Below are 15,527 nucleotides of genomic sequence, written 5' to 3' on the forward strand. Positions count from 1 at the left end.
ACCTCCGCAGCCCAGCACCTGCCCCTGCACCCAGCCCACCCCAGCACCGCCGATCGTCGGATCGTTGAATTGTGGCCTTGTGGGATTGTTGAACAATCCTTACCCTGAGGGCCACATCACACTCGACCACTCCTCCACCACGCTGCGAGGTGTCGCATGAGCACGACCACGACCGAGGACACAGGCCGTTTCGCCTGGTTCCGCAGTCTCGGCCAGAAGGGGAAGCGCGCGTTCATCGGCGCGTTCGGCGGCTACGGGCTGGACTCGTACGACTACTGGGTCCTGCCCCTGAGCCTGGTCGCGATCACCGGCTACTTCGGCCTCACCAAGGCCGAAGCCGGTCTGCTGGGCACGAGCACGCTGCTGATGAGCGCCATCGGCGGCGCGGTGGCGGGCATCATGGCCGACCGGTTCGGCCGTTCCAAGACGCTGATCATCACGGTGGCGGCGTACGCGTTCTTCACCGTGCTGTGCGGCTTCGCGACGAACTACGAGACGCTGCTGGTCTTCCGCGCCCTGCAGGGTCTGGGCTTCGGCGGCGAGTGGGCGGCCGGCGCGATCCTCGTGGCCGAGTACTGCAAGCCGAAGTACCGCGGGCGCACCGTGGCGTTCATCCAGAGCGCCTGGGCGGTGGGCTGGGGTCTCGCCGTCATCATCAACACCCTGGTCGCCTCGCTGGCCGATCCGGCGTGGTCGTGGCGGATCATGTTCTGGACGGGTGCGCTGCCCGCGATCCTCATCTTCTACGTGCGCCGCAACGTCGACGACGCGCCGGAGACCAAGGAGCAGCCCAAGGAGAGCGGCACCTTCCCCAAGATCTTCCAGGGCGGCATCCTCAAGACCACGCTGTTCGCCGCGCTGCTCGCGACCGGTGTCCAGGGCGGCTACTACACGCTCGCCACGTGGCTGCCGGCGTTCCTGCAGACCGGGCGCGGGCTCACGATCATCGGTACCGGCGGCTACCTCGCGTTCCTCATCACCGGTGCGTGGATCGGGTACGTCAGCGGCGGTTATCTGACGGACTACCTGGGGCGCAAGAAGACCTTCACGCTGTTCGCGGTCGCCAGTGCGCTGCTCATCGTCGCGTACACGCAGATTCCCAACGGTGCCAACACGTTGGTGATGTTCCTCGGCTTCCCGCTCGGGTTCTGCATGAGCGCGATCTTCAGCGGCTTCGGCAGCTACCTGTCCGAGCTCTACCCCACGCGGCTGCGCGGCACGGGACAGGGCTTCACCTACAACTTCGGGCGCGCGTTCGGTGCGCTGTTCCCCGGAGCGGTCGGGTTCATGGCGGACAAACTCGGCATCGGCGGTGCCATGCTGTTCGGGGCGGCGGCGTACGGGATCGCGGTCATCGCGCTGTTCTGGCTGCCGGAGACGGTGAACAAGGAGCTGGAATGACGACAGCGGGCCAAGCACCGGGACAGGCGCAGGCGAACCTGATCGCCATCCCCAAGGACTGGGCGTACGACTTCCTCCTCTTCACCCACCGCAACCCGAAGCCGTGCCCGGTGCTCGACGTGCTGGACGCCGGCGAGACGGTCAGCGCGCTCAAGCAGGACGCGGACGTGCGCACCCACGCGCCGCGGTACCGGATCTGGGAGAACGGCGAGCTCGCGGCAGAACCCGAGAACGCCACCGAGTACTGGCGCGACGACCTGGTGACGTTCCTGATCGGCTGCAGCTTCACGTTCGAGACCGCACTGGAGAGCGCGGGAGTGCCGCTGCGGCACGTGGATCAGAAGAAGAACGTCTCCATGTTCGTCACGGACGTCCAGTGCCGGCCCGCCGGCCGGCTGCACGGGCCGATGGTCGTGTCGATGCGGTGGATTCCGGAGTCCCTTGTGGACATCGCGCACAAGGTCACGGCGCTGATGCCGTCCGTGCACGGGGCTCCGGTCGCGAGCGATCCGCGGATGCTCGGGATCAGGAACATCGACGAACCCGACTTCGGCGACGCCGTCGAGCACGAACCCGGTGACGTGCCGGTGTTCTGGGCGTGTGGCGTGACCCCGCAGGCGGTGCTGATGAAGTCGAAGCCGCCGTTCGCGATCACGCACGCGCCGGGTCAGATGTTCGTGACCGACATGCCGGACTTCGCCTACCGAGTGGGGTAGGTCGCTCGAGGGCGGTGCCTCAGCCGAGGCGCCGCCCCAGGTCGTCCAGGCCGTTCCACGCCGCACAGCAGCCGTACGCCAGCGCGGCCGCCAGCGGCCACGCCAGGATTCCCCACCACGTCTCGAGAGCGGGCGCCACCAGCAGGGTGTCGTTCGGCTTGATCGTCGACGGCATCGGGTACCTGCCCGCCGCGAGCGATCCGCCGAGGTACTGCGCGAACCACGCCGCCGCGAACGCACCCGCCGTCATTGCGAGCATCACGACCGGCCCGCGCCGCTGCCGCAGCAGCCACACCGCGATACCGGTGATCGCGCCCGCGCCGAGACCGATCAGCACGAACACCATCAGCGCGTCGAGCCGGTGGTAGCTCTCGACCCCGATCGGGTAGAACTTGTTGTCCTGCGCCGAGACGATCTTGAGCTGGGCCGGGGCGAGCCACGACCACACGTACGCGGCGGGCAGCCCGAACGCGAACGTCGTCAGCAGCACCACCAGGCCCGGCAGCAGGTCCCGCTTCACGACCACCTTCGGCCGGGGCCGGACGTAGACGTAGACGTACGGCGGCTCCGGCACGGGTTCGATGCGCACCGGCGCTGCTTTCTCGTCCATTCGCGAGAGGTTACTACCGCGCCGAGGTGATCTCTCCGTGACGGCTGCAGCGCGCCGCCCAGCCGTCCGGGGTCACCTGGACGACCATGCGGCGCGCGCACTCCGAGCAGTACCGCGGCGGGTCGATCACGGACAGCCGCTGACGGCAGAACGCGTGGTCGCCGTCGGCTTCCTCTTTGCCGCAGAAAGAACAGAACACGGTCGTCATCACAGGGTCTGGCTCAACGCCTTGATGGGCATCGACAGCTCTTCCAACATGTCGAGGTCCTGCTGCGCGGGACGGCCGAGGTTCGTCAGGTAGTTGCCGACGATGATCGCGTTGATGCCGCCGAGCATGCCCTGCTTCGCGCCCAGGTCGCCGAACGTGAGCTCACGACCGCCGGCGAACCGCAGGATCGTGCGCGGCAGCGCCAGCCGGAACGCGCCGACCGTCCGCAGCGCCTCGGCACCCTCGACGACCGGGTAGTTCTCGTACGGCGTGCCGGGGTTCGGGATGAGGAAGTTGAGCGGAACCTCGTCCGGCTCCAGCTCGGCGAGCTGCACGGCGAACTCCGCGCGCTGCGGAAGCGACTCGCCCATGCCGATGATGCCGCCGCAGCAGACCTCCATGCCGGCGTCGCGGATCATCCTCAACGTGTCCCAGCGCTCCTCCCAGGAGTGCGTGGTGACGACGTTCGGGAAGTGCGAGCGGGCCGTCTCGAGGTTGTGGTTGTAGCGGTGCACGCCCATCGCCACGAGCTCGTCGACCTGCTCCTGCGTGAGCATGCCGAGCGAGCAGGCGATCTGGATGTCGTTGCCGTCCTCGCGGATGGCCTTGATGCCGTCGCGCACCTGCGAGAGCAGCCGCTTGTCCGGGCCGCGCACGGCCGCGACGATGCAGAACTCGGTCGCACCGGTGTCGCGGGTCTGCCTGGCCGCGCGGACCAGGCCGGGGATGTCCAGCCAGGCCGAGCGCACGGGCGACGGGAACTGGCCCGACTGCGAGCAGAAGTGGCAGTCCTCCGGGCAGCCGCCGGTCTTGAGCGAGACGATGCCCTCGACCTCGACCTCGGGGCCGCACCAGCGCTCACGCACCTCGTGCGCCAGCGCCAGGAGCTCGGGGATCCGGTCGTCAGGCAGCTCGAGCACCTTGAGCACCTGAGCTTCGGACAGTCCGACACCTCGTTCGAGCACCTGCTCACGAGCCTCGTCGAGCACGTCGATCTGTTCCGGAGCTGCGGTCACGGTCTCTCCTCCTCCTGTGGCCTGGCGAGCAGTCTGCCTCACTGAATCCTTCAGCGTGGAGCGATGTAGGTCACTGGACCGCGAACTGAGCCGCGAACGTCTCCGGGTCGAACTCACCGCCGAACCAGGGTGAAAACGATCTCTTGGCGACCGACAGGAAGTCCACGGAACCGAGCTTCGTCACACCGTGGGGCAGCGCGCCGAGCAACGGGCCACCCGCCGCGTCGGGCAGATCGGCCAGGTTCGTCAGCGAGGCGAGGTCCGGGTGCAACGGCCAGCTGCCGACGACGACGCCGAGCGACTCGATGCCACGCCGTTGCAGCGCCTCGGCCGTCAGCGCGGTCGCGTTCAACGTGCCCAGCCCCGCCTGCGCCACGATCAGCACGGGCGCGTTCACCGCCCACGCGATGTCGGCCAGGGTGGACCCGCTCTCGTCGAACCGCACCAGCAGCCCGCCCGCGCCCTCGACCAGCACCAGGTCGTGGGTCTCGTCGAGCTCCGTCACGGCTTTGGCGACGTCCGCGGGGTGCACGGTGGCCATCCCCGCGCGTCTGGCCGCGGTGTTCGGCGCCAGCGGGTCGGGATATCTGGCCAGCTCACGGGTCGTCACGTCGCCCGCCAGCCGCGCCACCTCGGCCACGTCACCCGGCTCGCCCGGCAGCAGACCGGTCTGCGCGGGCTTCAGCACCGCGACCCGCCGTCCCTCTGCCCTGGCCAGCGCCGCGATGCCCGCGGTGACGGCGGTCTTACCGACCTCGGTCCCGGTTCCGGTGATCACCAGCACGCTCACAGGCACTCACCTTAGGCCTTGCCGGGTTCACAGGGCCTCACAGGCCGCTCACGGAGTGCACGCGGGGAGCTTTCGTGCACTCAGAGCGCACGCAGGGTCCCCGCGTGCGCCGAGCAACGGGGCGGCGGGCGCATAGGGTGATCCCATGAGTGAGCAACCGATCGTGATGTACGGCGCCGAGTGGTGTGGCGACTGCCGCCGCGCCAAGTCGTGGCTGACCCGCAACAACGTGCCGTTCACCTACGTCGACGTCGAGAACGACGACGCGGCGCGGGACAAGGCGATCGAGATCTCCGGCCGCAAGCAGATCCCCGTCGTCGTGCTCCCGAACGGCGAGTTCCTGGTCGAGCCGACCGACACTCAGCTCGCCGCCGCGATCACGCCCTGACAGATCGTCGCCACGTTGTCGTCCGTGCTGATGAACGGCGGCATCGTGTAGATCAGGTCGCGGAACGGCCGCAGCCACACCCCCGCGTCCACAGCCGCCTTGGTGGCTCGTGCCATGTCAACGGGCTCATGGAGCTGCACGACACCGATAGCGCCCAGCACGCGCACGTCCCGAACGCCGGGCAACGCGCGTGCGGGCGCTAGTCCGTTCGTCAGCCCGGTTTCGATGCGCTTGACCTCGCTCTTCCAGTCCTGGGACAGCAGCAGGTCGATCGACGCCAGCGACACCGCCGACGCGAGCGGGTTGCCCATGAACGTCGGCCCGTGCGCGAGCACCGGCACCTCGCCCTTGCTGATCCCGTCCGCCACCCGTGACGAGCACAAGGTGGCGGCCATCGACAGGTAGCCGCCGGTCAGCGACTTGCCGAGGCACATCACGTCCGGGCTGACGTTCGCGTGGTCCGCGGCGAACAACTCGCCGGTGCGGCCGAAACCCGTGGCGATCTCGTCGAACACCAGCAGCACGTCGTGTGTGTACGCGAGCTCACGAAGAACGTGCAGGTAACGCGGGTCGTGGAATCGCATACCGCCGGCACCCTGCACGACCGGTTCGACGATGATCGCGGCGAGCTCGTGTGCGTGTTGCTCGATGGTGTCGGCCACATGCTGAATGTATGCAGTGTCCAATTTGGCCGGTGGACTGTCTACAAAAACCTGCTCGGGCAGGATTCCACGCCAGAGCGAATGCATACCGCCTACTGGATCGCACACGGACATGGGCGTGAACGTGTCGCCGTGGTACCCACCGCGCCATGTCAACATCCGCCGCTTCTCCGGCCGACCGAGCGAGCGCCAGTACTGCATACACATCTTGGCGGCGACCTCGACCGACACCGAGCCGGAGTCGCACAGGAAGACGTGTTGCAACGGCTCCGGAGTGATCTCGACGAGCTTCGCGGACAACCGGATGGCGGGCTCGTGGGTGAGCCCGCCGAACATCACGTGGCTCATCCGGCCGAGCTGCGACGTGACGGCCTCGTCGAGCACCGGGTGCCGGTAGCCGTGGATGGCCGCCCACCACGACGACATGCCGTCCACGAGCTCCCGGCCGTCCGCCAGCGTCAGCCGGACACCCGAGGCCTCCGAGACGAGCAACGGTTCCTGGGTGCCCGGCATCGGGCCGTAGGGGTGCCAGACGTGCGTCTGGTCGAGCTTCAGCAGGTCGTCCACGCACCGAACACTAAGCGAGACGCACCGGCAGGGTGTGCAGACCGCGGATCAGCGTGCTGTCCCGCCACACCAGCGTCTCCGGCTCGGCGGCCAGCTCCAGCTTCGGGAACCGCGCCAGCAGCTGCGTCAGCGCCACGTCGAACTCCAGCCGGGCCAGCGGCGCGCCCAGGCAGAAGTGGATGCCGTGGCCGAACGCCACGTGCCCCTGCGCCGACCGCGTCACGTCGAGCTGGTCGGCGTTCTCGTACTTCGCCGGATCCCGGTTCGCGGCGATCAGCGACACCATCACCAGTTCGTCGGCGGGGATCGTGACGCCGCCCAGCTCCACCGGCTCGGCCGTGTAGCGGAACGTCGCGATGTTCACCGGGCCCTCCAGCCGCAGGAACTCCTCCGTGCTCGCCGGGATCAGCTCCGGGCGGTCCTTGAGGATCTGCAGCTGGTCCGGGTTGCGCAGCAGCGCCAGCACGGCGTTGCCGATGAGGTTCACCGTCGTCTCGTGGCCCGCCACGAGCAGCAGGAAGGCCATCGACACCAGTTCGGCGTGGTTGAGCCGGTCCCCCGACTCGTCCGCGTGCACGAGCGCGGAGAAGAACGTGTCGTCCGGTTCCTCGTTCGCGACACGGTTGACGTGCCCGATCAGGAACTGCGCCATTTTCCCGGACGCCTCGGCGATCTGCTCCTGCGTGCCGTAGGACAGCAGCGTGTTCGACCACTCGCGGAACTCGTCGCGGTTGTCGATCGGGATGCCGAGCAGCTCGCAGATCACCGTGATCGGCAGCGGGAACGCGAAGGCCTCCAGCAGGTCGACCTCGTCGCCGTCGTTCAGTTCGGCGATGAGCTCGGCGGCGATCTCCTGCACGCGCGGGCGCATCAGCTCGATCCGCCGGGCCGTGAACGCCTTCATCACGAACTTGCGCAGCCGGGTGTGGTCCGGCGGATCCATGTTGAGCATGTTCGCCGCGAAGCTGTTGTCCGGCTGGCGGCGCTCCGCGTCCGGCGGCGAGTGCAGCTCGAAGACGTGTCCCCCGGCCTGCACGTTCTTGCTGATGCGCGGGTCGGTCAGGGCGATCTTGGCGTCCTCGTAACGAGTCACGAGCCAGACCTTGAGTCCACGCGGCAGGTGGACTTCTCGCACGGGCCCCTCGGCACGCAACCTGTCGTGCACTTCGTGCGGGTTCTGGACGTAGTCGGCGGGCAACTGGGTGAGTGTCGTCACCTCACCCAGTTAACCCCGTTAACTCATCGCTCGCCACTGTTTCGCGAGCAGTTCTCAGCTATCCGAGACATCCCGGTCCGAGCAGCGCCTTCAGGTCGCCCATCAACGACGGCGTCGGTGCCACCCGCAGCGCGTCGTCCAGCTTCAGCACCGTGTTGCGCGAGGCGTTGATGACCAGGTTGAGGTGCACCTCGGTCGAGCCGGGGTGCGCCCGCAGGACGTCCTTGAGCTGCGTGACGATCTCCGGCCGGCACTTCGTGGCCGGCATCTTGAGCCGCATCGCGCGGTTGCCGATCTCGCTCAGGTCCGGCACGACCAGGTCGTTCGCGATCAGCGAGATGCGGTCGTCCCGCTTGGCGACACGGGCCTTGACCAGCACGATCGCGTCCTCGACGACCGACATGCCGTGCACCATGAAGCTCTTCGGGAAGAACAGCACCTCGATGCCACCGGCGAGGTCCTCGAGCTGGGCCGAGGCCCACGACTCGCCGTTCTTGTTCACCCGGCGCATCACCGACGCGAGGATGCCGCCGATGGTGACCTGCGTGCCGTCCGGGACGTCGCCTTCCAGGATCCGGGCGATGGAAGCGTCCGAATAGGACTCCAGCACGTGCTCGACGCCGTTCAACGGGTGCCCGGAGACGTAGAGGCCCAGCATCTCCCGTTCGAGCGCGAGCTGGTGCTTGGACTCCCACTGCTCGGCGGGGATCTTGACGTCGAACACGCCCGCGATGTCCTCGTCGCCGTCGTCACCGCCGCCGAAGAGGTCGAACTGGCCCTTGGCCTCTTCCTTCTTCGTGATCATCACGGCGTCGACCGCGTCCACGTGGACCATGTGCAGGCCCTTGCGCGGGTGGCCGAGCGAGTCGAACGCACCGGCCTTGATCAGCGACTCGACGACCTTCTTGTTGCAGGCCGTGGCGTCGATCTTGCGCAGGAAGTCGGAGAAGTCGACGAACTTCCCCTTCTCCTTGCGGGCCTTGATGATCGAGTCGACGACGTTCGCACCGACGTTGCGGATCGCGCCGAGGCCGAAGCGGATGTCGGCGCCGACCGGGGCGAACTCGCGCTCGGACTCGTTGACGTCCGGCGGGAGCACCGTGATGCCCATGCGGCGGCACTCGGCGAGGTAGATCGCCGACTTGTCCTTGTTGTCGGAGTTCGTGGTGAGCAGCGCGGCCATGTACTCGGCCGGGTAGTTCGCCTTGAGGTACGCGGTCCAGTACGCGATGACGCCGTAGGTGGCGGAGTGCGCCTTGTTGAACGCGTAGTCGGCGAACGGGACCAGGATGTCCCAGAGGGTCTTGATCGCCTCTTTCGAGTACCCCTGGTCGATCATGCCCTTCTCGAAGCCCTCGAACTCCTTGTCGAGGATCTCCTTCTTCTTCTTGCCCATCGCGCGGCGGAGCAGGTCCGCTTGAGCCAGCGTGTAGCCCGCGACCTTCCGCGCGATCGCCATGACCTGCTCCTGGTAGACGATCAGGCCGTAGGTCGTGTCCAGGATCTCCGCGAGCGACTCGACGAACTCCTGGTGGATCGGCGTGATCTCCTGGAGCTTGTTCTTGCGCAGCGCGTAGTTCGTGTGCGAGTTCGCACCCATCGGACCCGGCCGGTACAGGGCGATGACGGCCGAGACGTCTTCGAAGTTGTCCGGCTTCATCAGCCGCAGCAGGTCGCGCAGCGCCGAACCGTCGAGCTGGAACACACCCAGCGTGTCGCCGCGGCCCAGCAGCTCGTAGGTCTTCTTGTCGTCCAGCGGCACCTGGTTGCCGTCGGTGATGTCGATCTTGCCCTTGCCGTTGAGCTCGATGTTGCGCAGGCAGTCGTCGATCGTGGTGAGGTTCGACAGGCCCAGGAAGTCCATCTTCAGCAGGCCGAGCGTCTCGCAGGTCGGGTAGTCGAACTGCGTGATGATCGACCCGTCCTGCGGGCGCATCCAGACCGGGATGTGGTCGGTCAGCGGCTCCGCGGACATGATGACCGCGCAGGCGTGCACACCGGCGTTGCGGATCAGGCCCTCGAGCCCGCGGCCGGTGTCGATGATCTCCTTGACCTGCGGGTCGGTGTCGTAGAGCCCGCGCACCTCGGACGCTTCGGCGTACCGCTTGTGCGAGGAGTCGAAGATGCCGGACAGCGGGATGTCCTTGCCCATGACGGCGGGCGGCATCGCCTTGGAGATGCGGTCGGCGACGGCGTACCCGGGCTGGCCGTACAGGACGCGGGCCGAGTCCTTGATGGCCGCCTTCGCCTTGATGGTACCGAAGGTGATGACCTGGGCGACGTTCTCCTTGCCCCACTTCTCCGTCACGTACCGGATGACGTCACCGCGCCGGCGCTCGTCGAAGTCGATGTCGATGTCGGGCGGGCTGACGCGGTCGGGGTTCAGGAACCGCTCGAAGATCAGGCCGTGCGGCAACGGGTCGAGGTCGGTGATGCCCAGCGCGTACGCGATCAGCGCGCCCGCGGCCGAACCACGGCCCGGACCGACGCGGATGCCGTTGGACTTGGCCCAGTTGATGAAGTCCGCGACGACGAGGAAGTACGACGGGAACCCCATCTGCAGGATGACGCCGATCTCGAACTCGACCTGCTTGGTGTGCTCCTCGTCCACGCCGTCGGGGAACCGGCGGTGCATGCCGCGCCAGACCTCGTCGCGGAAGAACTGGTCCTCGGTCAGGCCCTCGGGCACCGGGAACCGCGGCATGAGGTTCTTGAACGCGAACATGCCGGTCGTGTCGACCTTCTCCGCGATCAGCAGGGTGTTGCGGCACCCCTCCTGCCACGCGTCGCTCGAGTCGACCGCGCGCATCTCGTCCGGCGACTTCAGGTAGTAACCCGTGCCGTCGAACTTGAACCGCGTCGGGTCCTGCAGCGTCTTGCCGGTCTGAATGCACAGGAGCGCCTCGTGCGTCTCCTTGTCCGTCGGGTACGTGTAGTGCGAGTCGTTCGTCACGACGAACGGGATGTCGAGCTTCTTCTGGATCTCCAGCAACCCACCGCGGACCCGGCTCTCGATCTCGATGCCGTGGTCCATGATCTCCATGTAGAAGTTCTCTTTGCCGTAGATCTCCTGCCACTTGGCAGCAGCCTCGAGAGCTTCCTTCTCGTGCCCCAGCCGCAGCCGGGTCTGCACCTCGCCCGACGGGCACCCGGTCGTCGCCATCAGCCCGGCGGAGTGCTGGGCGATCAGCTCCGCGTCCATCCTCGGCCACTTGCCCAGCTGCCCCTCGGTGGAGGCGAGGCTGGACAGCTTCATGAGGTTGTGCAGGCCCTCGTCGTTGCGCGCCCAGATCGTCTGGTGCGTGTAGGCACCGCTGGCCGAGACGTCGTCGGCCTTCTGTCCGGGGTCACCCCACAGCACGCGCTTCTTGTTGAACCGCGACTCCGGCGCCATGTACGCCTCGATGCCGATGATCGGCTTGATCCCGGCCGCGGTCGCCTGCTTGAAGAAGTCGTAGGCGCCGTACATGTTGCCGTGATCGGTGATCGCCGCAGCGGGCATGCCCATGCGCTCGCACTCGGCGAACATGTCCTTGAGCTTGGCCGCACCGTCGAGCATCGAGTACTCGGTGTGCACGTGCAGATGCACAAACGAGTCCGACACCGTACCTCCAGGAGATCGAACGGACGCGTGGGAAGGACGCGAATCCGGATCCGCCAACCCTATCTCGCCGCAGGGCCCACGACACTCATCGACCCGCGGTCCGCCACCGTGATCTCCAACTTGCCATGCGGTGACGCGGAGATCTCGAGCGGGAGGTAGCGTTCAATTCGTGGTGGCCCCTGATCCCGTAGACGCTCGCCTGCTCGCCGTACTGGCCGAGTCGGGCCGAGCCGCCGTGCACGAGATCGCCCAGCGCCTGGGGATGGACCCGCGCGAGGCCGCCATGCGACTGATCACCCTGTCGGGCAGCGGCCTCCCGCTCCTGGTGGGCGTCGAGTGCGACCCGAACGGGCTGCGCCGGGCGCTCGCCAACGCCGCCGCGTACGGCAACTACATGGGCCCGCCCTCGTCCGGCCCGTACGCCGTGCACCAGAGCGGCCCGCACCACGTCAGCGGCCCGCACCAGGTCCCCTACGGCCCGCCGAACCCGCCGAGCCAGCCCTTCCCGGCCCAGCCCCAGGCCACCTGGGGCCCTCCGCAGACGGCCGGGTGGGTCCGCGCGGACCAGCCGCAGCCCAGGCCCGTCTCGCGCACCGGCAAGATCGGCTCTGCCCTGGAAGCCGAGAGCCTCGAGGGCGCGCACCTGTCGATCCAGCTGGTCGAGGTCGTGGACCCGGCCGACTTCCTCTTCACGGCGGCCGGCTACAAGCTCGCCGAGGGCGAACGGGCCGTGGTGGTGCACACCGAGGTGACGAACACCTCGCAGGTGCCGTACACCTCGCTGCCGGACATGTACCTCGTGCTGGTGACCAAGACCGGCGAGACCGTCACGAAGGCTCCCGTCTCGCTGTCGTCGCGGCCGGCGCACAAGCTGGGCGTGCAGCCCGGTGAGACCGCCGGTGGGCACACGGTGTTCGTGCTGCCCGACACGACCGACGTCATCCAGGTGCGGTGGAGCGTCCGGCCCGAGGTCGACCTCAACACTCTCGTTTGGACCGTCGAGGACTAGCGCAGGGCCGAGGCCCCACGCCAAGCACCTGGCCAGGTGATGAACGGCGCATTCGTCCACCTGAGGTGAACGAATGCGCCGTTCATCACGAGCGGGGCGGACGCACCCGTGCCGTACGCGCCGAGCCAGACGACCCGTCGCGGCCCAGCGGCGACGACCGCTTTGGCACTGTCAAGGAGCACCGATCAACATCAGACGAAAGCTCGTCAACCGGTGATTCACCCAGACGCGATCAGCCCTCTTCGCGCAGCTTCTCCAACGCCGAAGCCAGGTCTTCCGGGTACTCCGAGGTGAACGTGACCCACTGCCCGTCGGCCGGGTGGTGGAACCCGAGCTGGCGCGCGTGCAGCCACTGCCGCGTCACCCCGAGCCGCTTGGCCAGCGTCGGGTCGGCGCCGTAGGTCAGGTCGCCCACGCACGGGTGGTGCAGAGCCGAGAAGTGCACGCGGATCTGGTGCGTGCGGCCGGTTTCGAGGTGCACCTCGACGAACGACGCCGCGCGGAAGGCCTCGATCACCTCGTAGTGCGTGATGGACGGCTTGCCGGAGTTCATCACGGCGAACTTGTAGTCGTGCTTCGGGTGCCGGTCGATCGGCGCGTCGATGGTGCCCTTGATCGGGTCCGGGTGGCCCTGGACGATCGCGTGGTAGACCTTGTCGACGGTGCGTTCCTTGAAGGCGTGCTTCAGGGCCGAGTACGCGGACTCGGACTTCGCGACGACCATCACGCCCGTGGTGCCGACGTCGAGCCGGTGCACGACGCCCTGGCGCTCGGCGGCGCCGGACGTGGCGATCCGGTGACCGGCGGCGGCGAGCCCGCCCACCACGGTCGGGCCGGTCCAGCCAGGCGACGGGTGCACGGCGACACCCACCGGCTTGTCGACGACGATGATGTCGTCGTCCTCGTGGATCACGACCAGGCCCTCGACGGGGATCGCCTGGACGGTGATCGGCTGCGGCGGCGCCGGCAGCGTGATCTCGAGCATGGCGCCCGCGGTCAGCCGGTCGGACTTGCCCACGACACGGCCGTCGATCAGCACGTCGTCGGCGTCGGCGATGGCGGCGACGGCGGTGCGGGACAGACCCAGCAGCTTCGCGAGGCCGGCGTCGACGCGCATGCCGTCCAGACCGTCGGGAATCGGCAGCGTTCGGTATCCGCTCACGCGCGGGGCCTCGACCTTCTTCTCCTTGCAGAACCTGCTGAACCTATCAGGACCAGCTACTTCGGCTCCGTCAGACCGTCGGACTCCACGGGCACCGGAGCGTCCTTGTGAATCGTCCCGTCGTAGTCGTGCCGCCTGAGCGCGAGGACGATGATCGCCGCGCCACCGCCGACGATCGCCATGTCGGCGAGGTTGAACACGGGCCAGACACGGCCGTACGGGTCGAACAGCGACAGGAAGTCCACCACGTGACCGCGCATCGGCCCCGGCTCGCGGAAGAGGCGGTCGACCAGGTTGCCCACGGCACCGCCCAGCACCAGGCCCAGGCCGACGGCCCAGCCCTGGGAGCGGAGGTTGCGCGAGATCCAGGCGATGAACCCGACGACTCCCAGCGCGATCAGCGCCAGGATCCACGTCATGCCCTCCGCCAGGCCGAACGCGGCACCGGGGTTGCGGACGAACGTCAGGTAGAGCACCCCGCCGAACAGCTTGATGGGGCCGGAGTCCTCGAGGAACGCCACGGACACGACCTTGGTGAGCACATCCAGGGCCAGCACACCGCCCGCCAGCACCGCGAGCGTCTTGGTCTTCGGCTCCGGCAGCGATCCGGTGATCGAGAACTCCGGCTCGACGACGTCGTCGCCGGAGTCCTTCCCGGCGGCTTCTTCCGAAGCCTTCTCCGCCCACTCCTCGGTGGCGTCGTCCGGTGCCGCCGCGGGTTCCTCGACCGCTTCCGGCGCGCTGACCTGCTCTTCCGCAGGGTCGGCAGCAGCCTTCTCGGCGGCCTTGGACTCGTCACTCACCAGGTCATTGTCCACTACAGGGACTACGCGAGGAACGGCGGCAGGGTTCGGCCGTCGTCCTCCGGCACCCACCGTCCGTCACGCTGCGTGTAGGTCCACTTCGGCCCCTCGGTGACGAGAGTGCGCAGCGCGGCGACCAACCGGTCCACGTGCTCGACCGTCGTGCCGAGGCCGATCGACGCGCGCACGGCACGGTCCTCGTGCGACCCGACCTGCTTGACCAGGCGGCCCACGATCACGTGCGCGCAGAACGCGCCGTCCCGCACACCGATGCCGTACTCCGCGGACAGCGCCGCCGCGAGGAAGCCCGCGTCGAAGCCGGAGATCGTGAAGCTCACGACACCGACCTTGTCGACGTCGGTCAGGATCGACAGCTCGCGGAAGCCGGGGATCGTGCGCAGCCCTTCACGAAGGCGGGCCAGCAGCTCCTGCTCGTGCGCGACCGTCTGCTCCCAGTGCCGCGACAGGATCTCGCAGGCCGCCGCGAGCGCGTGCACGCCGACGACGTTCGGGCTGCCGGCCTCGTGCCGCTCCGGCACCGCGGACCAGGCCACGCCGAGCCGGTCGCCGTGGTCGGTCACCTTCGACGTGGCACCGCCGCCGACCAGGTACGGCTGGGCCTGCTGCAACCAGTCCGCGCGACCGACCAGCACGCCCGCACCGAACGGCGCGTAGATCTTGTGACCGGAGAACGCGACGTAGTCGACGCCCAGCTCACGGGCGTTGACCGGGCGGTGCGGGGCGAGCTGCGCGGCGTCGAGCGCGATCCGCGCGCCGTGCCGGCGGGCGACCTTCGCGAGCTCCGCGACCGGCCACAGCTCACCCGTGACGTTGGACGCCCCGGTGACGATCACGAGCCGAGGGCCGACCGGGGCGGCGGCCAACGCCCGGTCCAGCGCGACGATCGCGGCGCCAGACGAAGACGGTGCGGGAATGCGCTGAACGTTCGGACCGCGCCACGGCAGCAGCGCCGCGTGGTGCTCGCTGTCGAACAGGACGACGGCGGTGTTCTTGGGAACGCTGCGCGCCAACAGGTTCAGCGAGTCCGTGGTGTTGCGGGTGAAGACGACGGCGTCGGACGAGTGCGCCCCGATGAACCTGCGGATGCGGTCACGCGCCTGCTCGTAGACGCGGGTCGACACCTGCGAGGCGAACCCGGCGCCGCGGTGCACGCTGGCGTACCAGGGCAGCAGCTCGTCGACGGCGTCGCGCACCTCCTGCAGACACGGCGCGCTCGCCGCGTGGTCGAGGTTGGCGTAGGTGACGCGCTCTCCGGTGACCAGTGGAACGCGCAGGTCAGCGCCGACGACAGCCGGAACCGCAGTGCTGGTGGTCTTGGTGATCGCGAGCGTCATCGAGCTGCCTCCGAGGCCAG

14 protein-coding genes are annotated in these 15,527 nt (G+C 68.3%); 4 read left to right on the top strand and 10 right to left on the bottom strand.

Annotation, left to right across the window (positions count from 1 at the left end; all coding sequences use genetic code 11):
- Window positions 1-156 precede the first annotated feature (156 nt).
- Both ACFOWZ_RS17855 and ACFOWZ_RS17860 read left to right on the top strand, forming a co-directional pair.
- A complete protein-coding gene (locus tag ACFOWZ_RS17855) occupies window positions 157-1,401 on the top strand; it encodes an MFS transporter (protein WP_382373815.1) in 1,245 nt (414 codons plus the stop codon).
- A complete protein-coding gene (locus ACFOWZ_RS17860) occupies window positions 1,398-2,117 on the top strand; it encodes a putative hydro-lyase (protein WP_382373817.1) in 720 nt (239 codons plus the stop codon). The genes ACFOWZ_RS17855 and ACFOWZ_RS17860 overlap by 4 nt, the downstream gene beginning before the upstream one ends.
- 19 nt (window positions 2,118-2,136) lie before the next feature.
- Here the strand turns inward: ACFOWZ_RS17860 and ACFOWZ_RS17865 are convergent, their stop codons facing one another.
- The 4 genes from ACFOWZ_RS17865 to bioD all read right to left on the bottom strand — a co-directional run bounded on the left by ACFOWZ_RS17865 (window position 2,137) and on the right by bioD (window position 4,741).
- Window positions 2,137-2,727: a DUF2567 domain-containing protein gene (locus ACFOWZ_RS17865; RefSeq protein WP_382373819.1), complete on the bottom strand. Its 591-nt coding sequence runs from the start codon at window positions 2,725-2,727 to the stop codon at window positions 2,137-2,139.
- A 13-nt stretch (window positions 2,728-2,740) separates the two neighbouring features.
- Window positions 2,741-2,935, bottom strand: a complete 195-nt coding sequence (gene bsaP, locus ACFOWZ_RS17870; RefSeq protein WP_382373821.1) for a biotin synthase auxiliary protein BsaP — start codon at window positions 2,933-2,935, stop codon at window positions 2,741-2,743.
- Complete coding sequence (gene bioB, locus ACFOWZ_RS17875; RefSeq protein WP_382373823.1) at window positions 2,935-3,951, bottom strand: biotin synthase BioB; 1,017 nt, start codon at window positions 3,949-3,951, stop codon at window positions 2,935-2,937. Before bioB ends, bsaP begins: the two co-directional genes overlap by 1 nt.
- A 70-nt stretch (window positions 3,952-4,021) precedes the next feature.
- Entirely contained in the window at window positions 4,022-4,741 is a 720-nt protein-coding gene (bioD, locus tag ACFOWZ_RS17880; RefSeq protein ID WP_030471249.1) for a dethiobiotin synthase, read from the bottom strand.
- 145 nt (window positions 4,742-4,886) lie between these two features.
- On the opposite strand from bioD, the gene ACFOWZ_RS17885 reads away from it, so the two are divergent.
- Window positions 4,887-5,129 (top strand): glutaredoxin family protein, encoded by a 243-nt coding sequence (locus ACFOWZ_RS17885; RefSeq protein WP_112273468.1) that lies wholly within the window; start codon window positions 4,887-4,889, stop codon window positions 5,127-5,129.
- On the opposite strand, the gene ACFOWZ_RS17890 is transcribed toward ACFOWZ_RS17885, so the two are convergent.
- The 3 genes from ACFOWZ_RS17890 to dnaE all read right to left on the bottom strand — a co-directional run bounded on the left by ACFOWZ_RS17890 (window position 5,102) and on the right by dnaE (window position 11,178).
- Window positions 5,102-6,304 (bottom strand): adenosylmethionine--8-amino-7-oxononanoate transaminase, encoded by a 1,203-nt coding sequence (locus tag ACFOWZ_RS17890; RefSeq protein WP_382375069.1) that lies wholly within the window; start codon window positions 6,302-6,304, stop codon window positions 5,102-5,104. The genes ACFOWZ_RS17885 and ACFOWZ_RS17890 overlap by 28 nt on opposite strands.
- Before the next feature lie 64 nt (window positions 6,305-6,368).
- Window positions 6,369-7,574: a cytochrome P450 family protein gene (locus tag ACFOWZ_RS17895; RefSeq protein WP_382373826.1), complete on the bottom strand. Its 1,206-nt coding sequence runs from the start codon at window positions 7,572-7,574 to the stop codon at window positions 6,369-6,371.
- 58 nt (window positions 7,575-7,632) lie between these two features.
- The gene (gene dnaE / locus ACFOWZ_RS17900; protein WP_382373828.1) at window positions 7,633-11,178 is read right to left on the bottom strand and encodes a DNA polymerase III subunit alpha; all 3,546 of its coding nucleotides are present in this window, start codon (window positions 11,176-11,178) and stop codon (window positions 7,633-7,635) included.
- Window positions 11,179-11,347: 169 nt separating this feature from the next.
- Between dnaE and ACFOWZ_RS17905 the strand changes: the two genes are divergently transcribed.
- Window positions 11,348-12,187 (top strand): AsnC family transcriptional regulator, encoded by an 840-nt coding sequence (locus ACFOWZ_RS17905; RefSeq protein WP_030471254.1) that lies wholly within the window; start codon window positions 11,348-11,350, stop codon window positions 12,185-12,187.
- A gap of 232 nt (window positions 12,188-12,419) precedes the next feature.
- Here the strand turns inward: ACFOWZ_RS17905 and ACFOWZ_RS17910 are convergent, their stop codons facing one another.
- The 3 genes from ACFOWZ_RS17910 to ACFOWZ_RS17920 all read right to left on the bottom strand — a co-directional run bounded on the left by ACFOWZ_RS17910 (window position 12,420) and on the right by ACFOWZ_RS17920 (window position 15,507).
- Window positions 12,420-13,304, bottom strand: coding sequence for an RluA family pseudouridine synthase (locus ACFOWZ_RS17910; protein WP_382375071.1), 885 nt, complete (start codon window positions 13,302-13,304; stop codon window positions 12,420-12,422).
- A 101-nt stretch (window positions 13,305-13,405) separates the two neighbouring features.
- A complete protein-coding gene (gene lspA / locus ACFOWZ_RS17915) occupies window positions 13,406-14,152 on the bottom strand; it encodes a signal peptidase II (protein ID WP_382373830.1) in 747 nt (248 codons plus the stop codon).
- 23 nt (window positions 14,153-14,175) lie between these two features.
- Window positions 14,176-15,507, bottom strand: a complete 1,332-nt coding sequence (locus tag ACFOWZ_RS17920; protein WP_382373832.1) for an aminotransferase class V-fold PLP-dependent enzyme — start codon at window positions 15,505-15,507, stop codon at window positions 14,176-14,178.
- Window positions 15,508-15,527 lie beyond the last annotated feature (20 nt).

Source organism: Lentzea rhizosphaerae, from assembly GCF_042649515.1.
GTDB classification, from domain to species: Bacteria; Actinomycetota; Actinomycetes; order Mycobacteriales; family Pseudonocardiaceae; genus Lentzea; species Lentzea aerocolonigenes.